Source organism: Fischerella major NIES-592 (genome assembly GCF_001904645.1).
Classification (GTDB): domain Bacteria; phylum Cyanobacteriota; class Cyanobacteriia; order Cyanobacteriales; family Nostocaceae; genus Fischerella; species Fischerella thermalis.
Window position 1 is genome coordinate 1 of the sequence record NZ_MRCA01000016.1, and the last position, 13,525, is coordinate 13,525.

At 40.9% G+C, this 13,525-nt stretch carries 9 protein-coding genes and 1 tRNA gene; 8 read left to right on the plus strand and 2 right to left on the minus strand.

Annotated features, from left to right (window positions below; genetic code table 11):
* Positions 1–607: 607 nt before the first annotated feature.
* The 5 genes from NIES592_RS20620 (at position 608) to NIES592_RS20640 (ending at position 3,989) form a co-directional block, all read left to right on the plus strand.
* Positions 608–880 carry a hypothetical protein gene (locus NIES592_RS20620; protein ID WP_009458957.1) on the plus strand — a complete coding sequence of 91 codons (273 nt, stop codon included), beginning with the start codon at positions 608–610 and terminating at the stop codon, positions 878–880.
* A 15-nt stretch (positions 881–895) separates the two neighbouring features.
* A complete protein-coding gene (locus NIES592_RS20625; protein ID WP_009458958.1) occupies positions 896–1,567 on the plus strand; it encodes an ABC transporter ATP-binding protein in 672 nt (223 codons plus the stop codon).
* Between the two features lie 376 nt (positions 1,568–1,943).
* Positions 1,944–2,495, plus strand: coding sequence for an NYN domain-containing protein (locus tag NIES592_RS20630; protein WP_009458959.1), 552 nt, complete (start codon positions 1,944–1,946; stop codon positions 2,493–2,495).
* A gap of 181 nt (positions 2,496–2,676) precedes the next feature.
* Positions 2,677–2,748: transfer RNA gene (locus NIES592_RS20635), tRNA-Asn, on the plus strand.
* Between the two features lie 23 nt (positions 2,749–2,771).
* Entirely contained in the window at positions 2,772–3,989 is a 1,218-nt protein-coding gene (locus NIES592_RS20640; RefSeq protein WP_062245690.1) for an aminotransferase class V-fold PLP-dependent enzyme, read from the plus strand.
* On the opposite strand, the gene NIES592_RS20645 is transcribed toward NIES592_RS20640, so the two are convergent.
* A complete protein-coding gene (locus NIES592_RS20645; RefSeq protein WP_073556756.1) occupies positions 3,958–6,018 on the minus strand; it encodes an ABC1 kinase family protein in 2,061 nt (686 codons plus the stop codon). The two genes, NIES592_RS20640 and NIES592_RS20645, sit on opposite strands and share 32 nt — an antisense overlap.
* A gap of 464 nt (positions 6,019–6,482) precedes the next feature.
* Here NIES592_RS20645 and recN point away from each other — a divergent pair, with 464 nt between their 5' ends.
* The gene (gene recN, locus NIES592_RS20650) at positions 6,483–8,228 is read left to right on the plus strand and encodes a DNA repair protein RecN (protein ID WP_073556757.1); all 1,746 of its coding nucleotides are present in this window, start codon (positions 6,483–6,485) and stop codon (positions 8,226–8,228) included.
* A gap of 721 nt (positions 8,229–8,949) precedes the next feature.
* On the opposite strand, the gene NIES592_RS25415 is transcribed toward recN, so the two are convergent.
* Positions 8,950–9,099, minus strand: coding sequence for a hypothetical protein (locus NIES592_RS25415; RefSeq protein WP_178379597.1), 150 nt, complete (start codon positions 9,097–9,099; stop codon positions 8,950–8,952).
* Positions 9,100–9,314: 215 nt separating this feature from the next.
* On the opposite strand from NIES592_RS25415, the gene NIES592_RS20660 reads away from it, so the two are divergent.
* Entirely contained in the window at positions 9,315–11,948 is a 2,634-nt protein-coding gene (locus tag NIES592_RS20660; protein WP_073556758.1) for a DNA polymerase III subunit alpha, read from the plus strand.
* A 195-nt stretch (positions 11,949–12,143) separates the two neighbouring features.
* Positions 12,144–12,881: a phycocyanobilin:ferredoxin oxidoreductase gene (locus NIES592_RS20665; RefSeq protein ID WP_062245683.1), complete on the plus strand. Its 738-nt coding sequence runs from the start codon at positions 12,144–12,146 to the stop codon at positions 12,879–12,881.
* The last annotated feature ends 644 nt before the right edge of the window (positions 12,882–13,525 follow it).

Here is a 13,525-nt window from a genome sequence, read left to right on the forward strand (position 1 = left end):
CGTCGAGAACGTCAAACCACCCTCTGGTAGTACTACGTCCGATTGCGATGGTCATTAGAGAAAATCTCCAAACTTTATAAGTACAAGGTTTTTAACTTTCTGTATTATAGACTGCCATTTTTTGGCTGACCAAATACAGAGTGTAAACTAGGTTGTCAATCTAGTTTACAAAATTTTACTCTCTCTAATCATATTATGTGTTCTTCGCTAATTTTTCCAGGGGTTTTTTAACTGAACTTTATCTTTGTTAAATGAATTTTTAAAATAAAAACGTAAATTAATTTTAGATTTTCAATATTGATGAATCTCTACTTTGCATTGTTCAAGTGAGTCGGCACAAATAAAGCTAACTCGCTAGGGTCGTCAATTGTCATTTGCCATTAGTAAGTGTTTCAGCGATTTTATACTTCTGAACATGTAGAGAGATGCCATGGCACATCTCCACATTGGTAAGAGGTTAGTAGTTAATAGTTAGTAGTGAGTTGTTGGTAATTTCCGACGCCCACTCCCCCAAGGGAGTGGGGCTCCGAATTCTCCACCTCCCCATCTCAATTCCCGACCTTCTTCAAGCTAGAATTAGACCTAAAGTTAAATTAATTAACGCTAAATGTTTACCATCGATTTAACCGTAAGGAATACTCCCTTTCCCATTTCGGTACAGCGTAAGACAGCTGAAGACGCAGAGGCTGTTTATCAGCTAATTTTGGCAGCAATGTCTTCTGGAAAGCCTGAAATTGTAGAACTCAAGTGTGAAGGTAAAACAGAGAAAAAAATCGCCGTTCGTGCTAGTGAAATCTCCGGAGTGCAGGTAACACAGAAAGACAGTGCAACTACTGCTAGTGGTAGACCACCTGGCTTCTTTGCCCTTACCTCTGAATAAAGAGATGACTTAAGAATGGCGGAACTAGGTATTAAGGTAAAAGACTTAAACTTCAGCTGGCCTTCTGGAGAGAAAGTAATTAAATCTTGCTCTATCGAAGTACCCAAGGGAGAATTTTGGATGCTTTTGGGTACAAATGGCAGTGGAAAATCAACATTGCTGAGACTGCTAGCAGGGTTATTAGCACCCCAATCAGGTGAGATTGGCGTTTTACATCCGGTGGGCTTTGTTTTCCAAAATCCTGACCATCAATTGGTAATGCCTACTGTTGGTGCTGATGTTGCTTTTGGGCTAGTGGAAGAAAAATTAACACTACATACAATTAGAACCAGGGTTGAGGAAGCATTAGCAGCAGTAAATTTATTAGGACTGCAAAGACGTCCCATCTATGCTTTGAGTGGAGGACAAAAACAGCGAGTGGCGATCGCTGGTGCTTTAGCCCGTCACTGTGCAGTTTTACTACTAGATGAACCCACTGCCTTGCTTGATCCAGATAGTCAACTAGAATTAGTAGCTAGTGTCCGCAAACTGGTCAAAACTCGCGGTATTACAGCTCTATGGGTTACGCATCGCTTAGATGAATTAAATTACTGTGACGGCGCTTTTTTACTAGAAAAAGGTTCCTTGATAGACAAGGGAGAGGCTCAACGCCTCAAACAGCGTCTGATGCAATTACACACAGATTAGAGATGGGCACAGGGGGTGTAAGGGTGTAAGGATGTAAGAGAAATACAAAGTTTTTCTGAGATTTATATCCTTAAATACCCCTACATCCTTTAATAGAGCGAACTTAAAACCTTAACATCAAGCAAATATTGTTAGAGACTGGGAAATAGCAATAAAGGTTAAAAGACAAAAGTAGAAATTTCTCTTCATTTAGTTGTTAATTTGGCTTTTAACTTACTTTAGCTCCTAACCTCTTGTTCCTATGCCCCTATAAAGGCAAATTTTGTGAAGCTATTGCGTTTTTTAACTTTGTAACACTATGTTACAAGAGATCATTGAATTACTATAAAAGTTATGAATGAATTTTGTTAACTCTAGATAATTGTGATTAAAAACCATGTCCCGTTCCTTACCCCAAGCCGTTTTCTTAGTAGACGGCTACAACATTATAGGCACTTGGTCTTGTCTGAAAAGAACCCGTGACCAAGCCGGACTAGAAGCGGCGCGCTGGGAATTGATAGAAGCTTTGACCGATTACAGCGCCTTTCAAGGCTATGAGACACAAATAGTTTTTGATGCCCAATATCAAAATGCTAGTAGTAACAAAGAAGTTATTACAGAACTTGTATCCGTCTATTATACTGATTTCGGTCAAACAGCAGACACATATATTGAAAAAGCCTGTGCATCTTTGCGTCCTGCCATAGCTCAATCTTTAATTCCTCGCGTGATTGTTGCCACCTCAGACCGCGCCCAGCAGCTGATGGTGCAGGGGTACGGGGCAGAATGGTTATCAGCACAGCAGTTATGTTACGAAGTGCAAGCCACAGTTTGTCGGGTGCGGCAAAGGTATCAACCACGTAAAAAATCCAATAGTAGATTTTTAGCTAATTCTATTGATGCCAAAGCAAGACAGCGCCTAGCTGAACTGCGAATGGGATTAAAGTAGATTGTTGACACAAATCAAATCCTGACCATTTCTCTGGCCGGGAGTCTGAGTTGATTGAGTATTGGCAAAAATTTAGATTCAGATTTGCTATTCAAACACACTCACAAAATTTTTGGAAAAATTTTTCCGAAAGTACTTGCCAATTCCTATAACTTGGTATTAATATTGTTAATCGTGACGTTCCTCAGTAGCTCAGTGGTAGAGCGGTCGGCTGTTAACCGATTGGTCGCAGGTTCGAATCCTGCCTGGGGAGTTAAAGAAGATAAAAGACAAAAGATGAAGGATAAAGACAGAGTTTCATGCTTCAGCCCTAATCCTTCACCGTTCAAACATTTATGGTCGCTTGACCCAAAAGTAACTTTTCTCAATCATGGCTCCTTTGGTGCTTGTCCGATCGCAGTCTTATCATTTCAGCAACAGTTGCGATCGCAACTCGAACAGGAACCACTGCGATTTTTCACCAGGGAATGGGAACCACTTCTAGATGGAGCTAAAAGCAAATTAGCGGCATTTGTTGGTACCGACGTAGAAGATGTGGTATTTGTCCCCAATGCAACCACTGGCGTCAATTCCGTGTTGCGTTCCCTAATTTTTTATCCCACAGACGAAATACTCACAACTAACCACGAATACAACGCCTGTCGTAATGCACTTGATTTTATCGCCAGTCGTACAGGGGCAAAGGTGGTAGTTGCTCAAATTCCTTTTCCCCTCGATTCACCTCAGCAAGTTGTAGAAGCAGTAATAGAGCGAGTTTCACCCAAAACAAGATTAGCACTACTGGATCATGTCACAAGTCAAACAGGGTTAATCCTTCCTCTACAGGAGTTAGTGCAACAATTACAAGCCAGGGGTGTGGACACACTTGTAGATGGCGCTCATGCGCCAGGAATGATACCCCTAAATTTGCGAGAAATTGGCGCAACCTATTACACAGGAAATTGTCACAAATGGCTGTGTGCGCCCAAGGGAGCAGCCTTTTTATATGTGCGGCGGGATAAACACTCAGAAATTCGTCCCTTGACAATTAGCCACGGTGCAAACTCGCCACGCACTGATAAAAGTCGCTTTCAACTGGAATTTGATTGGATGGGAACAGATGATCCCACTGCATATATGTGCGTACCAGAAGCGATCGCATTTTTGGGTTCACTGTTACCTGGTGGTTGGGATGAATTGAGACAGCACAATCACCAATTAGCATTGCAAGCCAGACAGCTACTTTGTGAAACACTGGAAGTTTTGCCACCTTGTCCGGGAGAGATGATCGGCTCAATGGCTGTTGTACCGATTCCTAGTGTTTTGGAGAACCGCAATTTTTTATCTATACGTGATGAGTTATTTGATCAGTATTCTATTCAGGTACAAATGGTTCCTTGGCAAGAAACACCGAAGTTACTGCTGAGGATTTCCGCACAGATTTACAACACGATAAAAGAGTATGAGTATTTAGGGAAAGCACTCAGAGAATTGATCGCCGAAAGTGGTGGTTAAGCGCTTTAGCATTCCTTTGTGTCTTAGTGTCTTTGTGGTTGAATAAAGATACCTCGAAACTGCGATCGCCTTCTTCCGATGCCAATAAGTCCCGAATTAACCTGGCGACTGCTTTTTGCAACAATTGACCTGCTATTTGTTGTCCCAAACGCTGTACGCCTGGGTTGAGCACAATTTGTACAACTTGGGGTACCAGCTGGGTTGGATCAAAACCACGGGTTTCCCGGAGAATATTTAATATGCGTTTGATATGCTCCAAAGTTTGTTGTTGTTCGTCGGTGGCCGCGGGAGTTTCGTTAATGGCTGTGACGCCGACTCTTTCCCGAAGTAGGTAGGTAAAGTTATGCAGAACATTTTTACTCAAGGCTTCTGCACTTTTAATTAATTCATCTATCAGGCGATCGCGAATAAATGAACCACGTTCGGAAGAAAGAAAATCCACTCCCTGGTTCAACACCAAGTTAAAATCATAGTCTTGGTTGTTACGGGCATTGCGTAACAAGTTTTCCAAGCGGTTCCAACGAAAACGATTTTCTTTAAATAGTAAGTCTCGTAGGGATGCTCGTAATTCTGGTGAAGGATCGGTTAACAGGCGTTTGGCAACATAAGGATATGCTTCACTCAACACCTTAAAGTTAGGATCGATATGAATCGCGATCCCTTCCAGTGTCACTAAAGAACGAATGATTAAAGCGTAGTAGGGCGGAACACGGAACGGATATTCATACATCAAAGCTGAGAGTTCGTCAGTGATGCTTTTGATGTTTAATTCTGCAACACTAGCACCTTGAGCATCAGCAAAGACTCTGGCAAATGCGGGAATAATTGGTGTTAAATCTGTATCCGGTGAGAGAAAATCTAGCTTCACGTAGTCGTTGGCTAAACCTTCAAAATCGCGGTTAACGACGTGGACAATCGCTTCAATTAAGCCGTAACGCTGGGGTGGCTTAATTTCACTCATCATCCCAAAGTCGAGATATGCCAATTTGCCATCGCGGGTAGCCAGCAAATTACCAGGATGGGGATCGGCGTGGAAGAATCCGTGTTCCAACAACTGTCGTAATGAACACTGTACTCCTACCTCAATTAAATAGCGGGCGTCTATACCTTCGGCTTTGATCTCTTCTGTATTAGTTAATTTCGTACCTTCAATCCACTCCATCGTCAAAACCCGACGATTGGTATACTCCCAGTAAATTTTCGGTACGTAAACGTCCTTAAGATGACCGTATAATTGATAAAAGCGTTCGGCGTTCTCTCCTTCGTGAATATAATCCATCTCTTCAAAGATGCGATCGCCCAATTCATCGAGGATACCCACCAAGTCACTACGGATGCGTTTAAAGTTTTTCTGCACCCATCCTGCTAGTCGGCGCAGGATATATAAGTCAATAGTAATGCGTTCTCGGAGGTCAGGACGTTGGACTTTAACGGCAACTTCTTCGCCAGTACTCAGCTTACCTTTATAAACCTGCCCCAAGGAAGCAGCAGCGATTGGTTCTGACGAAAGTTCAGTATAAATTTCTTGAGGAGGTGCGCCTAGTTCTTCTTGGATAAACTGGTAGGCTATTTCATTCGGAAAAGGTGGTAATTTGTCTTGTAACTGCGTCAGTTCTTCTAGATACGTGGGAGGAACCAAATCTGGTCGAGTAGATAAAGCTTGTCCAATTTTAATGTAAGCAGGCCCCAGCCTGGTCAGGATTTGTCGCAATTGAATTGCCCGGCGACGGTCATTTTTGACTACAATTCCCCGTTTACTATCCCACCATATACCAAAAGCAAATCTGATTGCTGGCGTTAAAACTGTGATGATGCGTCGTAAAACCTTGAGGGGGCGGCTGCTGTAATATGTGGCTATGTTCTCAGGGTTGTATCGTAAAGCCTCAGATTCGCTTGTTGAAATCACCAGCGCTGCGTTGGGTTTTTTAATTTCTTCTGCTGGTAAACTCACAATGGACATTTTTGTACCATTTTCTGGAACTACTTCATGATCTATTTGGGAAGTAGGGGAAACAGTATTTGCATTCATGAGCTTACCACCGCATCGGAGTTAACTTGTTAAGTATTGTAACAATTTGTAGGAAGGTTGGGTATTGGGAACTGGAGACAAGGAAAAAGTCAAAATTAAGAACTTGTGATTTTTTGCCCAATCCCCGAGCCCTGATCGTCGATTCCCGATTCTCTGCCCTATTAAGAAAGACTATTACTTGGGCCAAGATCCAAAAATCCAACTACACTAGTTTTGGTATCCCTAAAAAGGGCTTGCTTAATACATTTAGTTTGTCAGTATTGCAGGGTGCAAAAACACAATCTTTAGTATCTTCTAAGTAAAATCTATCAGGCTTCTACCCTGACGGAGAATTTAAGCAATAAATTCTCGATGGGAAAAGCCAGCAAATTTATTTAGTAGAAACAATCGACAATCATGCCACGTGCTAAACAGGACATCCTTAAGGGCGCAGTGGCTCTAGAATCCAAAACTCGGATGACTCAATGTTATCTCTTTTGCGAATAGAAAATTTTGCCCTAATTGACCAATTAGAATTAGAGTTTGGCCCTGGACTAAATGTGTTGACAGGTGAAACCGGCGCTGGAAAGTCAATTATCTTGGATGCGATTGATGCGGTATTAGGCGGAAAAGTTTCTAGTCGCGTAATTCGCACTGGTACAAATCGGGCAATGGTAGAAGCAACTTTTACTTCTAATTCTGCTTTAGCAGCCTGGTTAACCGAACAAGAAATAGACTTAATTGAAGATAACTCTATATTTATAAGTCGAGAAATTACAGCTACTTCTGGGAAAGTACGGAGTCGCTCGCGAGTGAATGGAGTGTTGGTAAATCAGCAATTCATGTCAGAACTACGCGATCGCCTCGTAGAAATCACTGCCCAAGGTCAAACAGTTTTAGTTGGGCAATCTGCCCAAATTCGCGACTGGTTGGATGCGTACGGTGGCGACTCTGTTTTGCAGCAACGCCAAGAAGTCGCTCACGCCTTTAGCGCCTACCAACAAGCGCAGCAAGCCTTAGAAAAACGCCGGACATCAGAACGGGAACGCCTGCAACAACTGGACTTATTAACCTACCAAGTCAAGGAACTAGGAGAAGTCAACCTCGCTGAACCCGATGAACTAGAGCAACTCCAACAAGAACGGCAACGCCTGAATCATGTAGTCGAACTCCAACAGATGAGTTACAAAGTATACCAAGCTTTGTACCAAAACGATGGCGAAGCGCCAACCGCCACAGATTTACTGGCAGACAGCGAAACGGTCTTAAGTGACATGGTAGAATACGACTCCCAAATGCAAACGCTGTTGGATATGGTGAGGGATGCTCAAGCAACAGTGGTAGAGGTAGCCAGGCAAATTAATGCCTACGCGGAAAGCTTGGAAGCAGATCCCCAGCGTTTGGAAGAAGTAGAAGAAAGAATTCGGGAATTAAAGCAAATCTGTCGGAAGTATGGGCCGACACTCGCAGAAGCAATCGCTTATTACCAGCGCATCCAAGCCGAGTTAGCCGAACTCAACGACAGTGAGCAATCAATAGAAAGTTTAGAAATACAACAAGCTGAGTGTTTAGCAAAGCTGACACAAGCTTGCCAAAAGTTAACACAATTACGTCGTACCGCCGCAGCCAAATTAGAAGCCAAACTGATCAGGGAACTCAAACCTTTGGCGATGGAAAAGGTACAGTTTCAAGTTGAAATTGCCCTTGTCCCCCCGACTATTGTTGGCGCAGACAAAATTACATTCATGTTCAGCCCCAACCCTGGAGAACCACTACAACCTCTATCAGAAATTGCCTCTGGTGGGGAAATGAGTAGATTTTTGCTGGCGCTGAAAGCTTGTTTTTCCCAAGCAGAGACGACGGGAACAATGGTATTTGACGAAATTGATGTCGGTGTTTCTGGGAGAGTAGCACAGGCGATCGCCGAAAAATTACATCAATTAAGTCAATTTCACCAAGTATTATGTGTGACACACCAACCTTTAGTTGCAGCGATGGCAGATCGGCATTTCCGCGTAGATAAACAGGTGATCAATCAAATAAAAGGTAAGAAAGAACACAATGGCTCTAGTGAAGAGCGTACTGTTGTACGGATTACTACCTTGGATAACTTAACCAAACGTCGGGAAGAACTGGCTCAACTAGCAGGTGGTAAATCAGCCCAAGAAGCGATCGCTTTTGCAGAATCTTTGCTAACACAGGCTGCAAATCATCGCCAACAAAAACACTAAATAGTTGCTCAGCAAACAATACAACTCCTCCAGTTCCATTAACAGCCAGACTCACCTTATATCAAGTTCGGCTTTACGATATAAAGCTTGGACATTGGGCATGGGAAAATTATCAGTTTTTTAATTACCAATTCCATTACCCTAACGAGCGATCGCCTTTACAAAATTTATGTTGACACAAGCTCCTAATTACCGTAGGAAAGGAGTAGGTACCAGGGTTTAGAAACAGCTTTGTAAACTAACCCCTGTCAGAAGCATCTAAAGAATTCCGGATAGATTCTATGAAAACCAGAAGAGACAGTAAGTTAACTGCTTGTTCTCATATGTTTATGTTAATTCACGAATATAAATGGTTACTTAAGATACCTATAAAAAAATCACATACAAAACTGAGCAATTAGCTTCCCATTTTTTCCGCAATTGCCCTAAGGACAACTGAATACACATTGTGTACGGTTTAACTAGGCAATTCAGTAATCGGCATCTTTTAAAATGCCTGCTTTCTACTGCTACGAAGTTTAATCTTATAGTATTGTCTTGCTCCTATGACTCCAAAACACACCAAGCTCAAATTCCCTCTGTTGGAATATCTCAATCAGCCTTTGTTTAGTTCTCATACCAAATTGGTATTGAATCCTCGACGCTTCGCTCATCTCTACAGAATAGAACTTCTCAAAAAATGCTGGCATAGGGAATGTGATGCCAAGGGGCCTTTTTCAAGTTAGCAAGTAGGGGATCGGGAATCAGGAGGACAAGAAAGACCTGCGATCGCTAAAATCAAGGCAATGATAATTTGCAATGTCAGCAGAATTTTCTGCCACCAGCGATGGCCTTTTTTTTCTGGCTGTTCGATGCTGTCTATTTCACTCATTGCTTCAGGAATAGGCTGGTGATGTCACCATAAACACAACACTTTGCCAAGAAAATTTTTCCAAAAAATACAAATCTTAATGTTGGCAAACTAAGCTATCCTAAGATACCGTAACTTTTGATAGTGATTCGGGGATGAGGGATTGGGGACAAGGAACACAAAGAAGAATTTCTCCGTGATCTCCCCCTTCCCCATTCCCCCTTAAATAAACACATATGTCCTTCGTTCCTTTGCACATTCATAGTGACTACAGTCTGTTAGATGGTGCTAGTCAACTACCAGATTTGGTGGATCGTGCCATCGAACTAGGTATTAAAGCGATCGCTCTGACGGATCATGGTGTCATGTATGGTGCGATCGAACTCATAAAAATTTGTCGCAACAAAAATATTAAGCCAATTATTGGCAATGAAATGTATATTATCAACGGCGATATTACTAAACAAGAACGCCGTCCCCGTTATCATCAAATTGTTTTAGCAAAAAATACCAAAGGTTATAAAAATTTAGTTAAATTAACATCAATTTCTCATCTCCAAGGTGTACAAGGCAAAGGCATTTTTTCTCGTCCTTGTATTAGCAAAGAATTACTCAAAAAATATCATGAAGATTTAATAGTTACCAGTGCCTGTTTGGGTGGAGAAATACCCCAAGCAATTCTAGCTGGAAAATTAGATGCAGCCCGCCGAGTTGCTCAATGGTATAAAGATGTATTTGGTGGAGATTATTATCTAGAAATTCAAGACCACGGTTCCCAAGAAGACCGGATTGTCAATGTGGAAATTGTCAAAATCGCGCGGGAATTAGGGATAAAAATTGTCGCTACCAATGATTCCCATTATATTTCTTGTTATGACGTCGAAGCACACGATGCCTTATTGTGTATTCAAACTGGGAAATTAATTACTGAAGATAACCGGATGCGTTACAGCGGTACAGAGTATTTAAAATCCGCTGAAGAGATGAAGCAGCTATTTCGTGACCATTTGCCAGATGATGTCATTGAAGAAGCGATCGCTAATACTGTAGAGGTAGCAGATAAAATCGAACCATACAATATTTTGGGTGAGCCTCGGATTCCCAATTATCCGATTCCATCTGGTCATACTGCTGATACTTATGTAGAAGAAATTGCCTGGCAAGGACTATTACAAAAACTAAATCGAAAATCCCGCAATGAAATAGATCAAGCTTACAAAGAGAGGCTGGAATATGAATTAAAAATGATTCAGCAAATGGGTTTTTCCACCTATTTTTTAGTTGTGTGGGACTACATCAAATTTGCTCGAGATAATGATATCCCGGTTGGTCCCGGTCGTGGATCTGCTGCCGGTTCTTTGGTAGCCTACACAATGGGAATTACCAATATAGATCCTGTGCATCATGGCTTACTCTTTGAAAGATTTCTCAATCCAGAACGGAAATCCATGCCAGATATTGATACGGATTTCTGTATTGCTCAACGGGATAAAGTTATAGAATATGTAACACAAAAATACGGCACAGAAAGAGTTGCCCAAATTATCACTTTTAACCGTCTGACTTCCAAAGCAGTCTTAAAAGATGTCGCCAGAGTGTTAAATATTCCTTACGCAGAAGCAGACAAAATGGCAAAATTGATTCCCGTTTCCCGAGGAAAACCAGCCAAGTTAAAGGTGATGATTTCTGATGACACTCCTGAACCAGAATTTAAAGCTAGATACGAAAACGATCCGAGAGTCCGCCATTGGGTAGATATGGCAATCCGGATTGAGGGAACTAACAAAACTTTTGGTGTTCACGCAGCAGGTGTAGTTATTTCTGCTGATCCATTAGATGAAATTGTTCCACTCCAAAAAAATAACGATGGTTCTGTCATTACCCAGTATTTCATGGAAGATTTAGAATCACTGGGTTTGTTAAAAATGGATTTTCTCGGCTTAAAGAATCTAAGCATGATTCAGAAAACCATCGAATTAATTGAAAATAATCATGGATTTAAGATTGACCCTTATGTAATTACCGCCCAGGAAAGAAAAGCCCAGAAAATATTAGCCAAAGGTGGAGAAGGCGCAAAACTTCCTCCAGATGTGAAGAAGACCTACGAATTATTAGAAGCAGGAGAACTAGAGGGTGTATTTCAGTTAGAGTCTTCTGGAATGCGTCAGATAGTACGTGATTTGAAACCTTCTAATATAGAAGATATTTCTTCGATTCTGGCACTATATCGACCAGGACCATTAGATGCAGGATTGATTCCAAAATTTATTAACCGCAAACATGGTCGCGAAAAAATAGATTATGAACACACAATTTTAGAACCAATTTTAGATGAAACCTATGGAATTATGGTTTATCAAGAGCAAATTATGAAAATTGCTCAAGATATGGCTGGATATTCCTTAGGTCAAGCTGATTTGCTGCGCCGGGCAATGGGTAAAAAGAAAGTTTCAGAAATGCAGAAGCAGCGAGAAAAATTTATTGATGGCGCAGCAAAAAATGGTGTAAAACAACAAATTGCAGAGGAATTATTCGAGCAGATGTTAAAATTTGCCGAATATTGCTTGAGTTATGAAACTGAAATTTTGACTGTAGAATATGGATTTTTGCCGATTGGGGAAATTGTAGAAAAAAGAATTGAGTGTAGTGTTTATACTGTTGATAATAATGGTTATGTTTGTACACAACCTATTGCTCAGTGGCATAATCGCGGTTACCAAGAAGTGTTTGAATACGGTTTAGAAGATGGTTCAGTAATCCGGGCAACAAAAGACCATAAATTTATGACTATTGATAGGCAAATGTTACCGATTGATGAAATATTCGCTAGGGGATTAGATTTGCTACAAGTGACAGGATTGCCAGAATGAAGCGATCGGGGATCAGGGATTAACTTAGCAGCAAAATTATAATTCATCTGTTTGCATCTGTAGTCGTTTTTTCATCCCCCCATTGTGGGGGCGATCGCACGAAGTTTTCCCCTTCCTAAAATATGTTGCAACCTAGATTGGGTGATGCGTGGTGGGTTGTACACTAGCCACTAGATAAAATTCCTGGGTTTAAAAATGTCAACTACTTCTATTCCCTCACTACGCGAACAACAACATCCCCTCATTCGTCAACTGGCTGATAGCATTGAAGCAGCTTGGCATAAACACCTAGACCTTTCGCCCTACAATTTGCCTGCGGAATTGGGATATGTAGAAGGTAGACTAGAGGGCGAAAAATTGATCATTGAAAATCGCTGTTATCAAACGCCTCAATTCCGCAAAATGCATCTAGAATTGGCAAAAGTGGGAAACATGCTGGATATTCTGCACTGCGTAATGTTTCCTCGACCGGAATATGACTTACCAATGTTTGGTTGTGACTTGGTTGGTGGTAGGGGTCAAATTAGTGCAGCGATCGCTGATCTTTCACCTGTTAACTCTGACCACTCTTTGAGTGAATCTTATACCTCTGCATTATTGGCGCTACCAGTAGCGGATTTTTCCCAACCCCGTGAATTACCAGAGTGGGGAGATATTTTTTCTGAGTTTTGTTTATTTGTACGTCCGAGTTCTACTGAAGAAGAAACAATGTTTCTCAAACGTGTGGAGGCTTTTTTAGATATTCACTGTCAAAATGCGATCGCCTCTAACCCAATTTCACCCGACAAAGTGACGCAAATTATTGCTGGACAACATAACTATTGCACCAAACAACAACAAAATGACAAAACCCGTCGTGTACTTGAAAAAGCTTTTGGTTCAGAATGGGCAGATAATTATATGAGTACTGTTTTATTTGACCTGTCAAATTAATTATTTCTTTGTTGGTGGTTGGTAGCTGGTTGTTGGTAATTGATATTTTCCAATTACTAATTATCCATTACCAATTATCTAACATCTGTTAGTTTTGTTACGTTTCACCAAAACTTATTAATGTAGAATTAATTCAAAGAAACTAAAATTGGAGTAAAATAACTGTAATCACGCCTTGAAAATCTACTCCATCTCTTCAAATAACCAGGTGTATCTAGTAGTAACAATTTTAGATTTTGAGTTTCGCTAATTATTGCTCTAACTGTCGATTAAATAAGTGGTTTGTGATTGATAGTTAGTGTCAGGTTATTTATACCTCTTCTAAAGAAAAAAACAGATTATTACCTGAGTGAAAGATGTAAGGAGTTTAATTTAACTCAAGATAAATCATCAGAATGCTTTGTCTCTAGAAGCAATATTGTGAAAAATTTTGCTGTTCAATAGACCTCTTGCACAAATATTTTTACCCCACCCTAACTCTCCCCGTAAATGAGGAGGGAAGTAAATCTTCCCTTAGTAAACGGAGGTATTGAGGGGGTTTTTAGAGTTGCTTGGAAAAATAAAAAATTATATAAAGAACAGCTTTAAATTTCTATGATTTATTGGTGATATTTTGCTGTTTCCAAAAATCTATTTCTAATTTA